Genomic DNA, 20,227 nt, shown 5'->3' with positions numbered 1-20,227 from the left:
GAAGTCAATCACCCTGTTACCGCATTGTTACTAACAGGGTGTTACTGGCGTTACCGTCGCCTGGAGCGCCCGAATTACAGGCGCTCGAGACCGACGAACGGGCAGGCGCGGATGAGCTCGGCGAGTTCGCGGCCATCGGGCAGGCAGAAGCCGTCTGGCACCAGTTCGGCCAGGGGGTACAGCACGAAGGCGCGGGCGTGCATGTGGTAATGCGGTACCTGCAGGCGCGGCACGTCGATCAGCTGGTCGCCGAACAGCAGGATATCCAGGTCGAGCGTGCGAGGGCCCCAACGCTCCTTGCGCACGCGGCCCTGGTCATTTTCGATGGCCTGCAGGGCGTCGAGCAGGGCCAATGGCTCGAGCGAGGTGTCGAGCGCCGCCACGGCGTTGGTGTAGCGCGGCTGGCCAGGCAGCAGCGAGTCGCTGGTGAACAGGCCCGAGGCCGCCACCAGGCGGGTGCCTTCGGCCTGGCCCAGCGCCTGGAAGGCGTTCTGCAGTTGTTCTGCAGGCGCGTCCAGGTTGCTGCCCAGGCCGATGTAGGCGCGCGTTGTCACTCGAACGCCTCGTCGCCACCGCGTTTACGCTTGCTGGGGCTGCGTTTGCGCTTGCGCGGGCCGGCGCCGGTACCTTCGTCGCGGCTGCCCAGCTCACGGATCATGTCGCGGCGCTGGCTGTCGTTGGCATCCTGGTAGTCAGTCCACCATTGGCCGAGGTCATCGGTTTCCTCGCCAGCGCTTTCACGCAGCAGCAGGAAGTCGTAACCGGCACGGAAGCGCGGGTTGTCCAGCAACTGGTCGGCGCGCTTGCCGCTGCGACGTGGCAGGCGTTCCTGCATGTCCCAGATCTCGCGGATCGGCAGGGTGAAACGCTTCGGGATAGCAATGCGTGCGCACTGTTCGGCGATCAGGTCGTGGGCCGCACCGTTCATGGCTGGGATCGGTGGCACACCCTGGTTTTGCAGGTGCAGCACACGGGCCGGCAGGGCGGGCCACAGCAGCGCGGCGAAGAGGAAGGCCGGCGTGACCGGTTTGCCCTGTTTGACGCGCAGATCGGTGTTGGTCAGCGCCTGGCTGATCAAGGTGTGGGTGTAGCTCGGGCGTTCGTCCAGGGCTTGCGCGCTGGCCGGGAACAACGGCTCGAACAGCTGCAGGTCGACCAGCATTTCGAAGGCCATCGCACCTTGGCCCGAGAGGAACAGCTTCAGGCTTTCCTCGAACAGGCGCGCAGGCGGGATCTCGCGCAGCAGCGGGGCCAACTCGCGGATCGGCTGCACCGTGTGCTTCTCGATGCCGAAGTCGAGCTTGGCGGCGAAACGCACGGCACGCAGCATGCGCACCGGGTCTTCCTGGTAGCGGTGGGTCGGGTCACCAATCAGGCGCAACAGCCGGTTGCGCACATCGTGCACGCCGTTGGCGTAATCGAGGATGCGCTCGCTGACGGGGTCGTAGTAGAGGGCATTGATGGTGAAGTCGCGGCGTTGCGCGTCTTCTTCCAGGGTGCCGTACACGTTGTCACGCAGGATGCGGCCACTGGCATTGTGCGACGAACGGTGGTTATCACCTTGGTCGTCTTCCGAGTGGTGGGCGCGGAAGGTGGCGACTTCGATGATTTCACGGCCGAAATGCACGTGGACCAGCTTGAAGCGGCGACCAATGATGCGCGCGTTACGGAACTCGGCACGGACCTGTTCGGGCGTGGCGCTGGTGGCGACGTCGAAGTCTTTGGGCGTGATGCCCAGCATCAGGTCGCGGACACAGCCACCGACCAGGTAAGCCTGGTAGCCCGCACTCTGCAGGCGCTCGACGATGTTCACCGCGTGGCGGCTGAACTGGTGGCGTTGCAGCGAGTGTTGGCTCTTGTTGATCACCTCGGGCGTGGTGCGCCTGTGGTGCTGGCCCGGTACGGGAGGGCGGAACGACTGGAACAGCTTCTTCAGCATGGGATGCACTGTTTGAAGGAATGTTCGGCCAAGAATAGGAGAATGGCCGCATGATGGGCGGGGATTCTAGCATTTACTCAAGGAATGGTGTAGGCGGGTAGCAGGATGACTGCCAGAAGGGAGAAACGACAAGGGGAGCCTAAGCTCCCCAAGAAGTCGTTGCGTGCTCTTATTATTTTTTTGCTGGGCTTCTTGTTTTTGTTGAGTGCCCTGCCCACAAATCGCAAAGCTTGTGGACGACCCCTAATCCAGGGGTAAAGAGCAAACGGATTGCTTTGGCCGCTGATGTCACGTTGATCTGTCGATCCAACCAGTTCAGGCGCTGCTTTTTAGTGCAGTTTTTGTTGTTCTCTGCCTGGTCGTGGGGCAAGCCCCAAACACGCATCCTCTCCAAAAGAATCAGTTAGCTGCGCCTCCGCCGTCTTGTTTTTATTGTGCGTGAGCCGTTTCGTCTTGTTCTTATTCTGAGTTGCAGTGCTTGTTATTGTTTTTGTACTAAGCATATAGCAGGTGCCGTGCCAACTTTTCGAAACCCAATGAAATCAAGGGTTTGCAGGTTTTCGCAGGATTCTGGTGGGCGGAAAATGGCGGGGTTTCGTTACCGTACACCTCGGTTACTGTTACGTCTGAAAGGTTGGGTAACAGATTTTTGCGGTAACTGATGTGTTACCTGGGGTGTGCCCAAGGCCAAGTGTGTTCGCCACAACCTGTTCAGCGCCTATGCGATCGAGCGCCGCCCGCGCGGCGCTTCGCGGCGCAAGGCCGCTCCCACATTTGTTTCGGGCCAGTTATGCCTGTGCCATTGGCGCGCGTACCCTTTGGTGCACGGCGCTATATCGAAGGGGGCAAACAAGGGGGCGCGCGCCAATGGCTCAGGATTGATTGGCCCGAAACAGATGTGGGAGCGGCCTTGCGCCGCGAAGCGCCGCGCGGGCGGCGCTCGATCTCCCAGGCGCCGCACTTGCTGCGGCGAACACTGGGCAGGTTGAATTACTCGCTGGTAGCGTTACTCTTGCGCCGCGGGATGCCCAGGCGCTGACGGCGTTCCCACAGGCATTTGCGGCTGACGCCAAGCTTGCGGGCAAGCTCTGTCTCGGTCATGTGGTCCTGGTGCTCCAGGACGAAGTGCTGGAAGTAGTCCTCCAGTGACAGGTCCTCGGTCGGCTCATGGCTGGCATTGCCAGCGCTGGCGCCGCCCAGGGCGTTGTCGAGCAGGTCGTCGTCTTCCAGGTCGCTCAGCTCGATGTCGATGCCCAGCAGGTCGGCCGAAATTTCTGCGCTCTCGCTGAGAATCACCGCGCGCTCGACGGCGTTTTCCAGCTCACGCACGTTACCCGGCCAGCTGTAATGACGAATGGCCTGTTCGGCGTCGGCAGAGAAGTGCAGGTCATCACGGCCGATGCGTGCGCTCTGGCGGGTCAGGAAGGCGCTGGCAATCTCGTTGACGTCGCTGCCGCGCTCACGCAGGGCGGGCAGTTTCAGGGCGATCACGTGCAGGCGGTAATAAAGGTCTTCACGGAACTGGCCGGCCTTGGCCAGGTTCTTCAGGTCGCGGTGGGTCGCGGCAATCAGGCGCACATCGACCTTTTGCGACTGCACCGAGCCGACCCGGCGGATTTCGCCTTCCTGCAGCACGCGCAGCAGGCGAGCCTGTGCTTCCAGTGGCAATTCGCCGATCTCATCGAGGAACAAGGTGCCGCCGTCCGCCGCTTCAACCAGCCCGGCGCGCCCTGCGCTGGCGCCGGTGAAGGCGCCTTTTTCGTGGCCGAACAACTCGGACTCGATCAGGGTCTCGGGGATGGCCGCGCAGTTCACCGAGATCATCGGTGCCTTGGCCCGCCGCGACAGGTTGTGCAGGGCGCGGGCGACCAGCTCCTTGCCGGTGCCCGATTCGCCCTGAATCAGGACATTGGAGTCGGTCGGCGCCACCTTGCGGATCTTGCTGTACATGTCCTGCATCGGCGGGCACGAGCCGATGATGCCAATTTCGCCGTTGGCCGAGGCATTGCTGCCCTTTTCGGCAGCGGCGGCCTTGCCGTTGCTGCGCGGCTCGGTAGCCGGTGCGGCAGCGGGCGCGCTTGGCCGGTCACGGAGGATGCGCGCCACAGCTTGTAGCATCTCGTCGTGGTCGAAGGGCTTGGCGATGTAGTCCACCGCGCCCATTTTCATCGAATCCACCGCCGAGCGCAGGCTGGCGTAACTGGTCATGATCAGCACCGGGGTGCCCTGGCCGAGCTTGATCAGCTCGGTGCCAGGTGCGCCCGGCAGGCGCAGGTCGCTGACGATCAGGTCGAAGGTGGCAATGCTGAAGCGTTCCTGGGCTTCCTGCACCGAGCCGGCTTCGCTGACTTGGTACTGGTTCCGCTCGAGCAGGCGACGCAAGGCCGAGCGGATGATGGTTTCGTCTTCGACGATCAGAATATGCGGCATTGATTCAATTCTCTCGACGGTCTCGAATTTCAGGGGACGTCGCTACGACATGCCGGGGCAGGGTCACGCGGATCCGGGTGCCACGTTGCCGTTCGATATCGGCAGGGCTGTCGATGGTGATTTGCCCATAATGCTCTTCCACGATGGAATAGACCAGAGCGAGCCCCAGTCCGGTTCCTTCGCCCGGGTCCTTGGTGGTGAAGAAGGGTTCGAACAGGCGGTCCATGATGTTCTTCGGGATGCCACTGCCCTCGTCTTCGACGATCAGGTCGACGGTGTGTTCGCTGATTTCGCTGCGCACGCGCACGGCACTGCCTGGCGGCGACGCGTCGCGGGCATTGGAGAGCAGGTTGATCAGCACCTGGGCCAGGCGCTGGGGGTCCCCTTCGGCCCAGTGTTCCGGGTCGCAGAGGTTGAAGAACTGGACTTCGAAGTTGCGCCGGTTCAACGCCAGCAGGCCGATGGCATCCTGCGCCACTTCGGCCAGGCACACCGGCTCTTCGCTGTTCTGGTGGCTGCCACCGGCATGGGCGAAGCTCATCAACGACTGGACAATGCGTGAGACCCGTTTGGTCTGCTCCAGAATCTGGCTCGACAGCTCGGTGATCTCGCCATCGCCCTCGCGTTCCTCGCGCAGGTTCTGCGCCAGGCAGGCGATGCCGGTGATCGGGTTGCCGATTTCGTGGGCCACGCCCGCCGCCAGGCGGCCGATGCTGGCCAGGCGCTCGGAGTGCACCAGCTTGTCTTCCAGGGCCTGGGTTTCGGTCAGGTCTTCGACCAGCAGCACCAGGCCGCTGTTACCCGGTGCCAGTGGCTCGTCGATGGCGGCCTTGTGCAGGTTCAGCCAACGGGGCTGGCCGTCGAGGGCCAGGCGTTGCTTGTGCAAGTGTTCGTCGGGCAGGTCGATGAAGCCTTGCAGCAGGCCGCGCCACGGCTCGCCGATGGTCACCAGGCGCGACCCGACCACGTGCTTGGCAGCGATGCCGGTGAGCTCTTCCATGGCCTTGTTCCACATCAGGATCTCTTGGTCCTTGGCCAGGGAGCACACGCCCATGGGCAGTTCCTGCAGGGTCTGGCGGTGGTAGCGGCGCAAGGCGTCGAGCTCGGCGGCAAGGCCGGTCAGGCGTGAGTGATAGTCTTCCAGGCGGCTTTCGATGAAGTGGATGTCTTCAGTGACGTAGTTTTCGTTGCCGGACTTGTAGGGCAGGAAGGTCTCGACCATGTCCTGCGCCACGCTCGGGCCCATCAGGCCCGAGAGGTTGGCCTCGATGCGGTCGCGCAGGCGGCGCAACGCGTAGGGGCGGCGCTCGTCGAATGGCAGGTAGAGGTCGCGCAGTGCTTGTTCCACTTCTTTCTGCGCGGCCTTGGCGCCCAATGGCTTGGCCAGTTGGGTGGCAAACTCCTGCGGCGAGGCGGCATGCAGCTCACGGCGCTGCGGGCGCCGCACGTTGTCCACCGCGCACGCTTCGGCGGCGCTGACCTCTTCGCTGCTGGCGTTGGTGAACAGCGAGATCAGGGTAAACAGCAAGACGTTGGCCGCCAGCGAGGCGATGGCCGCCATGTGCCAGCTGGTGTCGTCGAGCACATAGATCATGTCCAGCAACGGGATGTAGAAGCCCTGCAGATTGCCCAACAGCGGCAGCAGCATGGTCACCATCCACACCAGGGTGCCGGCCAGCAAGCCGGCGATGAAGCCGCGGCGGTTGGCGGTCGGCCAATACAGTACCGACAGCACGCCCGGCAGGAACTGCAAGGTGGCGACAAACGCGACGATGCCCAGGTTGGCCAGGCTCTGGTGGTTGTTCTGGGTCAGGTAGAACATGAAGCCGGCGGTGATGATGGCGACGATCAGCGCGCGGCGTGTCCATTTCAGCCAGCGGTAGATGTTGCCTTCGGCCGGCGGCTGGTACAGCGGCAGCACCAGGTGGTTGAGGGCCATGCCCGACAGCGCGAGGGTGGTGACGATGATCAACCCGCTGGCCGCTGACAGGCCGCCTATATACGCCAGCAGCGCCAGCGCCTCGTTGTTGGCAGCAATGCCAAGGCCCAGCGTGAAGTACTCGGGGTTGGTGCTGGCGCCCAGACGCAGGCCGGCCCATAGCACCAGCGGCACGGCCAGGCTCATCAGCAACAGGAACAGCGGCAGGCCCCAGCTGGCACTGACCAGCGAGCGCGGGTTGAGGTTTTCGGTAAAGGCCATGTGGTACATGTGCGGCATGACGATGGCCGAGGCGAAGAACACCAGCAGCAGGGTGCGCCATGGCCCTTCCTGCAGCGGTGTGTGCAGTGCGGCCAGGGCGGTCTGGTTCTGCAGCAGCCACACTTCAAGCTCGTGCGGGCCGCCGAACACACCGTACAAGGCATACAGCCCGATACCGCCCAGGGCCAGCAGTTTGATCACCGACTCGAAGGCAATGGCGAACACCAGCCCTTCGTGCTTCTCGCGCGTGGCGATGTGCCGCGAGCCGAAGAAGATGGTGAACAGGGTGATCAGTGCACAAAAGGCGAAGGCCACCCTGGCCTTGACCGGCTCGCCGGTAAGGATGCTGATCGAATCGGCCACCGCCTGGATCTGCAGGGCCAGCAACGGCAATACGCCAATCAGCATGATGACGGTGGTCAGCGCGCCGGCCCAAGTGCTGCGAAAGCGAAACGCCAGCAGGTCGGCCAGGGACGATAGCTGATAGGTGCGGGTGATCTTGAGGATCGGGTAGAGCAGCACCGGCGCCAGCAGGAAGGCCCCGGAAACCCCCAGGTAGCAGGCCAGGAAGCCATAGCCGTACTGGTAGGCCAGGCCGACCGAGCCATAGAAGGCCCAGGCACTGGCATACACGCCCAGCGACAGGGTGTAGGTCAGCGGGTGGCGAATGATCGAACGGGGAATCAGCCCGCGCTCGCTGATCCAGGCCACGCCGAACAGTACCATCAGGTACGCGGCGCTGATCAGGATCATCTGGGTCAGGCTAAAGCTCATCGGCATCTCGTTGGCTCTGCAGGATGAAGGTGACGACGATCAAGATCAGCCAGAGCAGGTAGGGGCGGTACCAGGCACCGGTTGGTTCGATCCACCAGTCCATGATGGCCGGGGAGAACAGGTAGATCCCCACGACCAGAAGCAGGACCAAACGATAGATGTACATGCTGGCCTCGATGGTTGGGCGCTGCGGGCTTGGACTTATTATTGGCGCAAATGGCGGGGGGGATGCTAGCGGGAATCCATTGCGTTAGCCAAGGTTTTGAAAGTATTGGGCTTTTGTTTTTGGTGAGATGCGCGGTGTTTAGCATCACGCGATTCCTGTAGGAGCGGCCTTGTGTCGCGATGGGGCGCGTAGCGGCCCCAGGATTTCAGCTCTGCCGCACCTATTGCCGGGGCTGCTTTGCAGCCCTTCGCGACACAAGGCCGCTCCTACACTGACCGCATTGGCCGGTCAGATCCGAGGCTCAGCGCAAATCAGCTTCAGGCACTGTGGTCCGCTGCGCAATCGCCTCCGGCCGCCACTGCTGGCGGGCTATCGCCAACACTTCAGCCGGCGTAGCCAACAGCAAATCGGGGTCTGCTTCCTGCCCCAACGCCCGCAATGCCCGCAACAGCAGCGGTGTAGCATGCTCCGCCTGCAGGGGCGGCGAACGGTACGACTTGCCCAGCTTGTGCCCATCCGGCTGCACGATCAGCGGAATATGCAGGTAGCGCGGCTGTGAGAAGCCCAGCAACTCCTGCAGGTACAGCTGCCGTGGGGTGTTGTCGAGCAGGTCGGCGCCCCGCACGATGTCGGTAACACCCTGCCAAGCATCGTCCAGCACCACCGCCAGTTGGTACGCATACAACCCGTCACGGCGCTGGATGACGAAGTCGCCTACCTCGCGGCCCAGATGCTGCTCGAACGTGCCCTGCACCCGGTCGCTGAACCGGTAGATCAACTCCGGCACCCGCAGGCGGATCGCCGCACCTTCGCGGGCATGCCCGGCGTTACGGCACAACCCCGGGTAAATGCCGTTGTGGCCTTCGAGCTGTTTGCGCGAACAGGTGCAGGCGTAGGCCAGGCCCATGTTGAACAGGCGGTCGACCACGGCTGCATAGGCATCGTGGCGCTGGCTCTGGAACACCACCTCGCCGTCCCACGCCAACCCGTAGCGCTCCAGAGTCTGCAGGATGGCATCGCGGGCGCCGGGCATTTCCCGGGGCGGGTCGGTGTCTTCCATGCGCAGCAGCCAGCGGCCATTGACGGCGCGGGCATCGAGCCAGGAGGCGAGGGCGGCGACCAGCGAGCCGAAGTGCAGAAAGCCGCTGGGGGTAGGGGCGAAGCGCCCGATGTAGCTGGAGTCGTTCATGGCTGTCGTGCGTCTGAAAATGAAACGGGGCGCAAGATGCGCCCCGTTCGGATGGGAAAAGGATCAGCCTTTGCCGACGGTTTTTTCCTTTTTCTCCGCGATTTCCTTGCAGTCGAAGCACAGGTCGGCGGTTGGGCGGGCTTCCAGACGGCGCAGGCCGATCTCGATGCCGCAGGATTCACACCAGCCGTATTCTTCGTCCTGGATCAACTGCAGGGTTTTATCAATCTTCTTGATCAGCTTGCGCTCGCGATCCCGACTACGCAGTTCCAGTGCAAACTCTTCTTCTTGGCTTGCACGGTCTGCAGGGTCAGCGAAGTTGGCCGCTTCTTCCTTCATGTGGTCGACGGTTTTATCGACACCCTCCATGAGGTCTTTTTTCCAGGCGTTGAGGACTTTGGTGAAGTGATCTCGCATGGGCTTACCCATGTACTCCTCACCCTTTTTTACCTCGTAAGGATCGACGCCATGAAGAGATTGATTCGATTTTTGCTTTTCTAGGGTGGACATGAATAGACCGCCTCTTACTCATCTGATCCAATGCGCAGGCTGCTCCATCTCCGGCAACTACCGGCCCTGCGACTGCTAGCCGCCGAACTTACCAGATAGATCAGGGGTGCGCTACCCCGCCCGATCCAGATAATTGACAGCGGTGCGAGCCACACGTTCGGTAGTGCGCAGAGGTAGAATCTCCAGTTTAGACCCAATTGAGAGAAGGTCATGGCCCACCCCTACAGTGCGCGCAGCCGCGCCATCGAACCCTTCCACGTCATGGCGCTGCTGGCGCGGGCCAACGAGCTGCAGGCGGCCGGGCACGACGTGATCCACCTGGAAATCGGCGAACCGGACTTCACCACGGCTGCGCCCATCGTCGAGGCCGGCCAGGCGGCATTGGCTGCGGGCCACACCCGCTATACCGCCGCCCGTGGCCTGCCGGCGCTGCGTGAGGCGATCGCCGGTTTCTATGGGCAGCGTTACGGGGTGAGTGTCGACCCCGAGCGCATTCTGATCACCCCAGGCGGCTCTGGCGCGCTGTTGCTGGCCAGCAGCCTGTTGGTCGACCCCGGCAAGCACTGGTTGCTGGCCGACCCGGGCTACCCCTGCAACCGCCACTTCCTGCGCCTGGTTGAAGGCGGCGCACAATTGGTGCCGGTGGGGCCAGAGGTCAATTACCAACTGACAGCCGACCTGGTTGAGCGCTACTGGGACAAGGACACGGTCGGCGCCCTGGTCGCCTCGCCGGCCAACCCGACCGGAACGGTGCTGGACCGTGCCGAGCTGGCCAGCCTGTCCGCCGCCACCCGCGAACGCCATGGCCACTTGGTGGTGGACGAGATCTACCACGGGCTGACCTACGGTATGGATGCCCCCAGTGTGCTGGAAGTGGACGATGAAGCCTTTGTGCTGAACAGTTTTTCCAAGTATTTCGGCATGACCGGCTGGCGCTTGGGCTGGCTGGTGGCGCCGCCTGGCGCGGTGGCCGACCTGGAGAAACTCGCGCAAAACCTGTACATCAGTGCGCCGAGCATGGCCCAGCATGCTGCTCTGGCGTGCTTCCAGCCGCAAACCCTGGCGATTCTGGAAGCGCGTCGTGCCGAGTTCGCCCGCCGTCGCGATTACCTGCTGCCGGCCCTGCGCGAGCTGGGCTTCGGCATTGCCGTGGAGCCCCAGGGGGCCTTCTATCTGTATGCCGACATCAGCGCCTTCGGCGGCGATGCCTTCGCCTTCTGCCGGCACTTCCTCGAAACCGAGCACGTGGCGTTCACCCCTGGGCTGGACTTTGGCCGCCACCTGGCAGGGCATCACGTGCGCTTTGCCTACACCCAGAGCCTGCCGCGCCTGGAGCAGGCGGTGCAGCGTATCGCTCGCGGCCTGCGCAGTTGGCAAGGCTGATGGCATTCTTCCCTCCACTCGAGCAGGGGCGCCTGCTGCGTCGCTACAAACGGTTTCTGGCGGACATCGAACTGGCCAGTGGCGAGCAGTTGACCATTCACTGCCCCAACACCGGTTCCATGCTCAACTGCATGCGCGAAGGCGGGCAGGTGTGGTTCAGCCGCTCCAACGACCCCAAGCGCAAGCTGCCCGGCACCTGGGAAATCAGCGAAACGCCACAGGGGCGGCTGGCCTGCGTGAACACCGGGCGCGCCAACGCACTGGTTGAAGAGGCGTTGCGGGCCGGGGTGATCAGCGAGCTGGCCGGCTTCACGGCGCTCAGGCGCGAAGTGGCCTATGGCGAAGAGGGCAGCCGCATCGATTTTCGCCTGGAGTTCGACAGCGGCCCGGCCTATGTCGAAGTCAAGAGCGTGACCCTGGGCTACCCCGACACTGATGTTGCGGCATTTCCCGATGCCGTCACCCAGCGCGGCGCCAAGCACCTGCGCGAGCTGGCGACGTTGGCCCGCAATGGTGTTCGTGCCGTGCAGCTTTATTGTGTGAACCTGACCGGGGTCGGAGCGGTGCGCCCAGCCGAGGAAATCGACGCGGCCTATGCCGAGGCGTTGCGCGCCGCCGTGGCTGAAGGGGTCGAGGTGCTGGCCTACGGCACCCATCTGGATGCCGAACGCATTGTCATCAACCGCCCATTGCCCGTGTTGCTCAACCCGTGAGCCAGATGCCCTGGCTGTCTTCGTGGCAGCCCAGGGCCTGCAGCGCATCGCCCTCGCAAGGCCCAGCCACGCATTCGCCGCTCTCTATAAGAAACAAGGCGCCATGATGGGCGCAGTGAATCAGGCTGGCGCTGTCATCGAGAAATGCATCGGTTGCCCAGTTCAGGGGGATGCCCCGGTGTGGGCAGCGGTTGCGATAAAGGTACACCTGGCCCTGGCGGCGGACGCCGAACAGGTCGACGCCGTCTACGCTGAAGGCGCGGCTGTGGCCCTCGGCCAATGAGCTGGAAATACAAAGCAAGTGCATGGCAAGGAAGACTCGTGAAACACGTGATGGCTTGACGCTTCAATGCGAATAATTATCAAATTGCCCGCATTCGCTGCGCCCAGCCGTCTATGGTGCGCAGTTCCGCCGCCCGCCACAAGGCGCGCGGCCCGCCTTCAGAAGGAAATCCGATGATGCGCCGCCCCGTCGCCCTGATCGCCCTGTGCGCAGGTTTAGTGCTGTCTACCCAGGCCCTGGCTGCCGAACTGCCGCAGCGTTGGGTCAGCGCTGGCGGCGCGCTTAGCGAATGGGTCAGTGCGCTGGGCGGCGAAGCGCACCTGGTTGGTGTCGATACCACCAGCCAACACCCCGAGTCGCTGAAGGCGCTACCGAGTGTCGGCTATCAGCGGCAGTTGTCCGCCGAAGGCATTCTGAGCCTGCGTCCTGATGTGTTGGTGGGTACCGAAGAGATGGGGCCGCCACCGGTGCTGGCGCAGATCCGCAAGGCGGGCGTGCGGGTTGAACTGTTCTCGAGCAAGGCCGAACTCGACGCGGTCGATGAAAACCTCAGGCACCTGGGGCAATTGCTTGGTGCAGAGCAACAAGCCACTGCGCTGGCAACAGGCTATCGTCAGCAGCTGGATGCGCTGCAGGCCGAGGTCAAGCAGGCCCAGGCGGGCCAGAAGGCGCCCGGCGTGTTGCTGCTGGTTGGCCATGCCGGTGCCAAGCCGTTGATCGCTGGCCAAGGCACCGCGGGCGACTGGCTGCTGCGACAGGCCGGGGCGCGCAACCTGGCGGAGCACCAAGGCTACAAGAACTTTTCCAGCGAAGCGCTGGCAGCGCTGGACCCGGACGTGGTGGTGTTTTCCGACCGTGCGTTGGCCGATGAGCAGGCGCTGCAGGCGTTGCTCAAGGAGAACCCGGCGCTGGCGGCCTCCCGTGCGGTGCGTGAGCAGCGCCTGGTGTCACTCGACCCGACGCTGCTGGTGGGCGGCCTTGGGCCACGCTTGCCGGCGACCCTGCGCACGCTGGCTGGGGCCTTCTACCCAGCAGCCAAGGCCAGCTTCGCGCAATGAAGCAGCGCGTTCAGCCACGCACACTGATCGTCTGCCTGAGCCTGCTGTGCCTGTTGGCGGTGTGGTTGTCCCTGGCCCTGGGGCCGGTCAGCCTGCCGCTGTTCGATACCTTGCGCGCGGGCCTGCGTTTGTTGGGGCTGCCCGTGGCGGGTGATGACCTGCAGCAGGCCGAGATGATCCTCGGCCAGATCCGCCTGCCGCGCACCTTGCTGGGGCTGGCGGTCGGGGCGGTGCTGGCGCTGTCCGGCGTGGCCATGCAGGGGCTGTTCCGCAACCCGCTGGCCGACCCGGGGCTGGTGGGGGTCGCTGCCGGGGCGGCGATGGGCGCTGCGGTGGCCATCGTCGGTGGCAGCTGGTTTGGCGGCATGCCCGATGTGCTCGCGCCCTATCTGTTGTCGCTGTGTGCCTTTATCGGTGGCCTGGGGGTGACCGCGCTGGTCTATCGCCTGGGGCGGCGTGACGGCCAGACCAATGTCGCCACGATGTTGCTGGCCGGCGTGGCGATGACCGCATTGGGCGGCGCAGCGGTGGGCTTGTTCTCTTACCTGGCCGATGATGCCACCTTGCGCACCTTGACCTTCTGGAACCTGGGCAGCCTCAATGGTGCCAGCTACGAGCGGTTGTGGCCGCTGCTGATGGTGGCCGGGGGCGTGGCGCTGTGGTTGCCGCGTCGGGCGCGGGCGCTGAATGCCTTGCTGCTGGGTGAATCGGAGGCGCGGCACCTGGGTATCGAGGTGGAGCGGCTCAAGCGCGAACTGGTGTTCTGTACCGCCTTGGGGGTGGGTGCGGCGGTGGCCGCCGCCGGGCTGATCGGCTTCATTGGCCTGGTGGTGCCGCACCTGGTGCGATTGCTGGCAGGGCCCGACCATCGGGTGGTGTTGCCCGCCTCGCTGCTGGCCGGCGGTGTGCTGATGCTGTTCGCCGACTTGGTGGCGCGGCTGGTGCTGGCGCCGGCCGAGCTGCCGATCGGTATCGTCACCGCCCTCATCGGTGCGCCGTTTTTCCTGGTCCTGCTGATTCGAGGGCGTAGCTGATGTTGCAAGTCGAGGGCCTGCACCTGCGGCGGGGCAGCAATGAAGTGCTGCATGACATCCACCTGCAACTGACCCCGGGGCAGGTCGTGGGTGTGCTCGGCCCCAATGGCGCGGGCAAGAGCAGCCTGCTGGGGGTGTTGTGTGGCGAGCTGGCCCCCGGCCAGGGGCGAGTGACGCTACAGGGCAGGCCATTGACTGACTGGGCCGGGCAGGCGCGGGCACAGCGCCTGGCGGTGCTGCCGCAGGTGTCCAGCCTGGGCTTTTCGTTCAGGGTCGAAGAGGTGGTGGCGATGGGGCGGATGCCCCATGGCAGCGGCCAGCTGCGCGACGCCGAGATCGTCGAAGCGGCCTTGCGTGCGGCGGATGCCTGGCACCTGCTGGGGCGCAGCTACCTGGCATTGTCGGGCGGTGAGCGGCAACGGGTACACCTGGCCCGCGTGCTGGCCCAGCTGTGGCCAGGTGAGCAGGGCACTACACTGCTGCTTGACGAACCGACCTCGATGCTCGACCCACTGCACCAGCACACGACCCTGCAAGCGGTGCGGCGTTTCGCTGATCGCGGCGCTGCGGTGCTGGTGATCCTGCATGACCTGAACCTGGCGGCACGCTACTGTGATCGTATCCTGCTGCTCGAACAGGGCCGCTGCCATGCCCTTGCATCACCCCAGGAGGTGTTGACGCCGGGGGCACTGAAGGCGGTGTTCGGCATCGATGTGCTGGTGCAGGCGCACCCCGAGCGCGGCCACCCGCTGATCATCACGCGTTAGGTTCTGTACGAAAAGTATGGTCATTCATCATTGTGGGAGCGGCGGTGCGGCGATCCGACTTGCCCCGCGATCTGCCGCAACGCGGCAGCAAAGCCTGAATTCGCGGCGTCTTTGACACTATTTAATATCGGGTACAGGAGCGCTTCGCACTCCATCGCGGGACAAGCCCGCTCCCACAAAACTTTTCGTATAGAGCCTAGGAGGCATTGCCGATGCGCCATCCGTTGCTGTCCGGTCTTGCGCTGTGCCTGGTGCTGGCGTTGGCGGGGTGCCAGGCCAGCCTGCCGCCGTTACCGGGCTGGCAGAGCCCCGAAGGGCGTGCCCACGCCCAGCTTGGGCAAATCACGGACCTGGCCAGCGGCCGGCTCATCAGCCCTGAGCAACTGATCAGGCAGTTGGCCGACGCGCCACGTGTACTGGTAGGGGAGAAGCATGACAACCCCGATCATCATGCGTTGCAGTTGTGGCTGTTGCGCGCCCTGCAGGCTCAGCGCCCCCAGGGCAGCCTGCTGATGGAGATGCTGCAGCCCGAGCAGCAGCCGCTTGTCGACAGACTTGAGGCGCAGCAAACGCTGCCTGCGGACCTGCCCAAGGCACTGGCCTGGGAGGATGGCTGGGACTGGCAGCTGTACGGGCCTATTGTGACGCACGCTTTGCAGGGCGACATTGCGCTGTTGGCCGCCAACCTTTCGCCCGCTCAGATGCGCCAAGCCTATCGCCAGCCGGCGGCGTTGTCGGGCGCGCGTTCCAATGCCCCAGGGGTGAAGGCCGCGCTGCTTGAGCAGGTGCGTACCGGGCACTGCGGCCTGCTACCGCGAAGCCAGTTGCCAGCCATGCTTGCGGTCCAGCAGCAACGTGACCGGCGCATGGCCGAACGCTTGATGGCGGCACCGCAGCCGGCCTTGCTGTTGGCGGGCGCTTACCACGTACGCAAGGACCTGGGGGTGCCGTTGCATCTGGCCGACCTCGGGGCGCAGGGGCGCAGCGCGGTCGTGCTGTTGGCCGAGGTGGGGGAAGAGGTCGAGGCGGGTATGGCCGACTATGTCTGGTTCACGGCGGCGGTGCCTGAGCAGGACTATTGCGCTCAACTGCGTCAGTAAGGCCAAACGACAGGCAAAAAAAAGACCCGGCAAAAAGCCGGGTCAATAACCGTGATTAGCCTGATGAGGAGATAATCTGAGAGTCCGAACCAGGGGCTTTCAGTTTATCCAACCAGTCTCGCGACCAGTTGTGATAATCATAACGATTCTCATTTCGGAGTCAATCCCCTGCACAGGTTTATTTTGAATTTTTTTGCGGAGGTCTTTTTTCATCCAGTTGTTGATTGAGCGCTTCCTTTCGTTCGATCGGCAAATCATTCCAGTGCATGTCCAGCAACGCGCCTTCTATGGCGTACAACAGCACTTTAGAGGCCCGGAACCCTCGCGTTTTTACAGCCTGGTACGCACCCACCGCGCCCAGGCGGCGCAAATCCGACGCACTGTGGATACCGGCTGCGTGCAACCACTGCGCAGAGGTCTTGCCAAGATTCTTCAGATGCTGCAATTCATCGTTCATCGAGCCTCCTTGCGATGGCTGAACGGGTCTTGGGGGATAAATCGCGAGCAGGTCAGAGAGGAGTGTAGCGGGGCTTGGAAAATGCGCGGCTTTTTGCCATCTGTGGCGACGAACAGCCCTGAATACGGGGCCTCCTGGCTTTTCAGTAGCCGCCTCTTTTGGTGTGGCAGGGCCCCAGTGGTGCGGGTTTACCCGCTACCACAGGGGCCCTGCGAGGATTACAGGCCCGGCAAGCGCTGACGCACCTGTTCGATCACCTGGTCCATGCTGGCACCTTCCTGGGTGTCGACGCGCTTGCTGACCAGCAGTTCTTCCTCGCTCAACCCATCACGGCTGGCCTGTTGCGCCTTGACCACCTCCAGGGTGGCGTCCGACGGGTCGCTGTTTGCGGCTTGGCGCTGGGCCAGCCAGCTGGCAATGACCGCCTCCGGTGCGTGGCAATCGAGGATCAAGAAGGGGACGCCCGTCTGGTTGGCGACATCCGCCGCCGCCTGGCGCTGTTCACGCTTGAGGTAGGTGGCATCCAGCACGACCGGGAAGCCCGCGCGCAATACCGTCTCCGCTACCTCGTGCAGGCGCTGGTAGGTGGCGGCACTGGCATCCTGGTCATAGATGCCGGCAGTCAGCTGGCCGACGTTTGCTTGCTGCTGTTCGCCGAACAGGCGCTTGCGCTCGACATCGGAGCGTACGCGGATCGCGCCCAGGGCCTCGACCAGGCGCATCGCCACGTGGCTCTTGCCCACTGCCGAGACGCCATGGGTGATGGCCAGCAGCCGCGAAGGGATGGCGCTGTAGCTTTCCGCCAGGTTGGCGTAGTTGCGGTAGGTGCGCAGGGTCGTGGCGCGTTGCACGCCATCGGCGTCGGCCGGCATGCTGAACAGCGCCACCTTGGCGCGCACCAAGGCGCGGTAGGCCTTGTAGAAGTTCAGCACTTCCAGGCCTTCATAATCGCCGGTCAGTTCCAGGTACTGGCTGACGAAGCGCCGGGCCAGGCACTTGAGGCCACGGTCTTCCAGGTCCATGGCCAGGAAGCCGGTGTCGGCCCAGACGTCGGTCATGCGGAACGGTTCGTTGAACTCGATGCAGTCGAAGATCACCACCTTGCCGTTGATCACGGTGGCGTTGCCCAGGTGGATGTCACCGTGGCATTCACGGGTGAACCCATTGGCCTTGCGGGCCGCGAACAGGCCTTGGAGCCGCTCGAAGCTGCTACGTGCCCAGGCCTGGAGGTTGTCCAGTTGCTGCAGGTCGGCCTTGTCGGTGAGGAATGGGCGGATCTGTTCGAAATTCTGCTCGACCGGGGCCATCACGCTTTCAGGTGAGCCGTAAGGTTGCTCTGCCGGCACCTTGGGCGTCTGCAGGTGGAATTCGGCAACCTGCCGGGCCATCTGGTCGATGTGCTCGGCGTTGAGCTCGCCGTTGGCCTGCAAGGTGCTGAGCATCTGCCCTTGGGGGAACTGGCGCATCTTCAGTGCGTACTCGATGGCCTCGCCCTCGCCGCCGATTTGCGGGGCTTCGGCACTGCCGGTGATCGGCAGCACTTCAAGGTACAGGTCTTCGGTCAGGCGCTGGTTCAGGCGCAATTCTTCGTTACAGAAATGCGCGCGCTGATCCAGGCGGGTGAAGTCGAGGAAGCCGAAGTTCATTGGCTTCTTGACCTTGTAGGCGTACTCGCCAGTCAACAGGACCCAGGAGATATGCGTCTCGATGAGTTGGAACCCATCCACGGGGTGAGGGTAGAGGGCTGGGTTCTGCAACGCAGTAATAAGAGCTTGGCTCACGGGAAATCCTTCCGAGGGCAGGGAATTCGAATGCGCCATTATGGTCAATGGTGCCGTCCCTGCATACCGCCGGGGGCGCCTGCCCAGCCTTTACAAAGTGCGTATAATCCGCCGCCATGACTCGAACTCGAAACGCTCGTACCCCTCAGAAACGCCCGACCGGCCGCTCTCGCGCCTGGCTGGGCTGGGCTTTGAAGCTCAGCCTGGTCGGCCTGGTGATCATCGCCGGCTTCGCGGTTTACCTCGATGCTGTCGTCCAGGAAAAGTTCTCCGGCAAGCGCTGGACCATCCCGGCCAAGGTGTATGCCCGGCCGCTGGAGCTGTTCGTCGGCCAAAAACTGAGCAAGAACGACTTCCTCACCGAACTCGACGCCCTTGGCTATCGCCGTGAAAGCGCGGCCAACGGCCCGGGCGCAGCGGCAGTCAACGGTAATACCGTCGACCTCAATACCCGTGGTTTTCAGTTCTACGAAGGGATGGAGCCAGCGCAGTTCGTGCGCGTGCGCTTCTCTGGCGATTATGTCGCCGGGCTTTCCGGCGCCAACAACGGCAAGCTCGATGTGGTACGCCTGGAGCCGTTGATGATCGGCGGCATTTACCCGAAAAACCTCGAAGACCGCATCCTGATCAAGATCGATCAGGTGCCGCCGTACCTGCTCGAAACCCTGGTGGCAACCGAGGACCGCGACTTCTACAGCCACTTTGGCGTGTCGCCCAAGTCCATCGCCCGTGCGGTGTGGGTCAACACCTCGTCCGGGGCCATGCGCCAGGGCGGCAGTACCCTGACCCAGCAGTTGGTGAAGAACTTCTACCTCACCAGCGAGCGCAGCCTCAGCCGCAAGCTGACTGAAGCGATGATGGCCGTGCTGCTGGAGCTGCATTACGACAAGCGCGAGATCCTCGAGGCCTACCTCAACGAGGTATTCGTCGGCCAAGACGGCCAGCGTGCGGTGCATGGCTTCGGCCTGGCCAGCCAGTTCTTCTTCAGCCAACCGCTGTCAGAGCTCAAGCTGCACCAGATCGCCTTGCTGGTGGGCATGGTCAAGGGGCCGTCCTACTACAACCCGCGGCGTTATCCTGACCGCGCCCTGGCCCGTCGTAACCTGGTGCTCGACCTGCTGGCCGAGCAGGGCGTGGCGAGCAAGGACGTGATCGAGGCGGCGAAGAAGATGCCGCTGGGCGTGACCAAGCGCGGCAGCCTGGCAGACAGCTCGTTCCCGGCGTTCCTCGACCTGGTCAAGCGCCAGTTGCGCCAGGACTACCGCGACGAAGACTTGACCGAAGAAGGCCTGCGTATCTTCACCAGCTTCGACCCGATCCTGCAGATGAAGGCCGAAACCTCGATGAACGAGACCTTCAAGCGCCTGGCCGGGCGCAAGGGGGCTGACGAGGTCGAGTCGGCGATGGTCGTGACCAACCCGGAAACCGGGGAAGTCCAAGCGCTGATCGGCAGCCGTCTGTCGGGCTTTGCCGGCTTCAACCGGGCCATCGACGCAGTGCGGCCGATCGGTTCACTGGTCAAGCCGGCGGTGTACCTGACCGCCCTGGAGCAGCCCAGCAAATACACCCTGACCAGTTGGATACAGGACGAGCCGTTCTCGGTCAAAGGGGCCAACGGCCAGGTCTGGCGCCCGCAGAACTATGACCGCCGGCCCCATGGCACCATTTATCTGTACCAGGGCCTGGCCAACTCCTACAACCTGTCGACGGCCAAGCTCGGCCTGGAAGTGGGCGTGCCCAATGTGATCAAGACCATTGGTCGGCTGGGCGTGAATGTCGATTGGCCAGCCTTCCCGGCGATGCTGCTGGGGGCCGGTGGTATGTCGCCGATGCAGGTCGCGACCATGTACCAGACGATTGCCAATGGTGGTTTCAACACGCCGATGCGCGGTATCCGCAGCGTGCTGACCGCCGAGGGCGAACCGCTCAAGCGCTACCCGTTCCAGATTCAGCAAACCTTCGACCCGGGTTCCATCTACCTGGTGCAGAACGCCATGCAACGGGTGATGCGCGAAGGTACCGGCCGTTCGGTGTACAACGTGTTGCCGCGTTCGCTCACCCTGGCCGGCAAGACCGGTACCAGCAACGACTCGCGTGACAGCTGGTTCTCCGGCTTCAGCCAGGACCTGCTGGCGGTGGTGTGGATGGGCCGCGACGATAACGGCAAGACGCCGTTCACCGGTGCCACTGGCGCCCTGCAGGTCTGGACCAGCTTCATGAAGAAGGCCGACCCGTTGCCGCTGGACATGCCGCAGCCGGACAACATCGTGCAAGCCTGGATCGACCCGTACAGCGGGCAAGGTTCTGATGGCAGCTGTCCGGGAGCGGTGCAGATGCCGTATATTCGCGGCAGCGAACCGCCCGCCGGGGCAACCTGTGGCGGTGAGCAGAATCCGGCAGAATCGGTCATGGACTGGGTCAAAGGCTGGATGAATTAAGCGCG

General features: G+C 63.7%; 17 protein-coding genes. 7 read left to right on the top strand and 10 right to left on the bottom strand.

Annotated features, from left to right (window positions below; translation table 11 throughout):
• Positions 1 to 74: 74 nt before the first annotated feature.
• The 7 genes from folK to dksA all read right to left on the bottom strand — a co-directional run bounded on the left by folK (position 75) and on the right by dksA (position 9,208).
• Positions 75 to 554: a 2-amino-4-hydroxy-6-hydroxymethyldihydropteridine diphosphokinase gene (gene folK, locus LJX93_RS23025; protein ID WP_033701567.1), complete on the bottom strand. Its 480-nt coding sequence runs from the start codon at positions 552 to 554 to the stop codon at positions 75 to 77.
• A complete protein-coding gene (locus LJX93_RS23020) occupies positions 551 to 1,939 on the bottom strand; it encodes a polynucleotide adenylyltransferase PcnB (protein ID WP_033701566.1) in 1,389 nt (462 codons plus the stop codon). The genes folK and LJX93_RS23020 overlap by 4 nt, the downstream gene beginning before the upstream one ends.
• Positions 1,940 to 2,929: 990 nt before the next feature.
• Positions 2,930 to 4,369: a sigma-54-dependent transcriptional regulator gene (locus LJX93_RS23015; protein ID WP_227696441.1), complete on the bottom strand. Its 1,440-nt coding sequence runs from the start codon at positions 4,367 to 4,369 to the stop codon at positions 2,930 to 2,932.
• 4 nt (positions 4,370 to 4,373) lie between these two features.
• Positions 4,374 to 7,349: a sensor histidine kinase gene (locus LJX93_RS23010; RefSeq protein WP_077068659.1), complete on the bottom strand. Its 2,976-nt coding sequence runs from the start codon at positions 7,347 to 7,349 to the stop codon at positions 4,374 to 4,376.
• Positions 7,333 to 7,509, bottom strand: coding sequence for a hypothetical protein (locus LJX93_RS23005; protein ID WP_003250005.1), 177 nt, complete (start codon positions 7,507 to 7,509; stop codon positions 7,333 to 7,335). Before LJX93_RS23005 ends, LJX93_RS23010 begins: the two co-directional genes overlap by 17 nt.
• A gap of 301 nt (positions 7,510 to 7,810) precedes the next feature.
• Positions 7,811 to 8,698: a tRNA glutamyl-Q(34) synthetase GluQRS gene (gene gluQRS / locus LJX93_RS23000; protein ID WP_095063787.1), complete on the bottom strand. Its 888-nt coding sequence runs from the start codon at positions 8,696 to 8,698 to the stop codon at positions 7,811 to 7,813.
• Between the two features lie 63 nt (positions 8,699 to 8,761).
• Positions 8,762 to 9,208: an RNA polymerase-binding protein DksA gene (dksA, locus tag LJX93_RS22995; RefSeq protein WP_047583821.1), complete on the bottom strand. Its 447-nt coding sequence runs from the start codon at positions 9,206 to 9,208 to the stop codon at positions 8,762 to 8,764.
• A 210-nt stretch (positions 9,209 to 9,418) separates the two neighbouring features.
• Here dksA and LJX93_RS22990 point away from each other — a divergent pair, with 210 nt between their 5' ends.
• Both LJX93_RS22990 and sfsA read left to right on the top strand, forming a co-directional pair.
• On the top strand, positions 9,419 to 10,591 hold the full coding sequence (locus tag LJX93_RS22990) for a pyridoxal phosphate-dependent aminotransferase (RefSeq protein ID WP_033701559.1): 1,173 nt from the start codon (positions 9,419 to 9,421) through the stop codon (positions 10,589 to 10,591).
• The gene (gene sfsA, locus LJX93_RS22985) at positions 10,591 to 11,304 is read left to right on the top strand and encodes a DNA/RNA nuclease SfsA (protein ID WP_033701558.1); all 714 of its coding nucleotides are present in this window, start codon (positions 10,591 to 10,593) and stop codon (positions 11,302 to 11,304) included. Before LJX93_RS22990 ends, sfsA begins: the two co-directional genes overlap by 1 nt.
• Here the strand turns inward: sfsA and LJX93_RS22980 are convergent.
• A complete protein-coding gene (locus LJX93_RS22980; RefSeq protein ID WP_227696440.1) occupies positions 11,294 to 11,611 on the bottom strand; it encodes a Rieske (2Fe-2S) protein in 318 nt (105 codons plus the stop codon). The two genes, sfsA and LJX93_RS22980, sit on opposite strands and share 11 nt — an antisense overlap.
• A 149-nt stretch (positions 11,612 to 11,760) precedes the next feature.
• On the opposite strand from LJX93_RS22980, the gene LJX93_RS22975 reads away from it, so the two are divergent.
• The 4 genes from LJX93_RS22975 (at position 11,761) to LJX93_RS22960 (ending at position 15,546) form a co-directional block, all read left to right on the top strand.
• Complete coding sequence (locus LJX93_RS22975) at positions 11,761 to 12,645, top strand: heme/hemin ABC transporter substrate-binding protein (protein WP_227696439.1); 885 nt, start codon at positions 11,761 to 11,763, stop codon at positions 12,643 to 12,645.
• 50 nt (positions 12,646 to 12,695) lie between these two features.
• The gene (locus LJX93_RS22970; protein ID WP_162181160.1) at positions 12,696 to 13,679 is read left to right on the top strand and encodes a FecCD family ABC transporter permease; all 984 of its coding nucleotides are present in this window, start codon (positions 12,696 to 12,698) and stop codon (positions 13,677 to 13,679) included.
• Positions 13,679 to 14,446, top strand: coding sequence for a heme ABC transporter ATP-binding protein (locus LJX93_RS22965; RefSeq protein WP_033701554.1), 768 nt, complete (start codon positions 13,679 to 13,681; stop codon positions 14,444 to 14,446). Before LJX93_RS22970 ends, LJX93_RS22965 begins: the two co-directional genes overlap by 1 nt.
• A gap of 212 nt (positions 14,447 to 14,658) precedes the next feature.
• Complete coding sequence (locus LJX93_RS22960) at positions 14,659 to 15,546, top strand: ChaN family lipoprotein (RefSeq protein WP_227696438.1); 888 nt, start codon at positions 14,659 to 14,661, stop codon at positions 15,544 to 15,546.
• Positions 15,547 to 15,724: 178 nt separating this feature from the next.
• On the opposite strand, the gene LJX93_RS22955 is transcribed toward LJX93_RS22960, so the two are convergent.
• Positions 15,725 to 16,003, bottom strand: coding sequence for a TfoX/Sxy family protein (locus LJX93_RS22955; protein ID WP_047583985.1), 279 nt, complete (start codon positions 16,001 to 16,003; stop codon positions 15,725 to 15,727).
• A 218-nt stretch (positions 16,004 to 16,221) separates the two neighbouring features.
• Positions 16,222 to 17,784, bottom strand: coding sequence for an AAA family ATPase (locus LJX93_RS22950; protein WP_227696437.1), 1,563 nt, complete (start codon positions 17,782 to 17,784; stop codon positions 16,222 to 16,224).
• A 116-nt stretch (positions 17,785 to 17,900) separates the two neighbouring features.
• On the opposite strand from LJX93_RS22950, the gene mrcB reads away from it, so the two are divergent.
• On the top strand, positions 17,901 to 20,222 hold the full coding sequence (gene mrcB, locus LJX93_RS22945; protein ID WP_033701549.1) for a penicillin-binding protein 1B: 2,322 nt from the start codon (positions 17,901 to 17,903) through the stop codon (positions 20,220 to 20,222).
• The last annotated feature ends 5 nt before the right edge of the window (positions 20,223 to 20,227 follow it).

This window comes from Pseudomonas sp. HN2-3 (assembly GCF_020691745.1).
In the GTDB taxonomy this organism is placed as follows: Bacteria; Pseudomonadota; Gammaproteobacteria; order Pseudomonadales; family Pseudomonadaceae; genus Aquipseudomonas; species Aquipseudomonas capeferrum.
The sequence above is the reverse complement of the archived record's forward strand: the minus strand, read 5'-3'. Positions and strand labels throughout refer to the sequence as shown.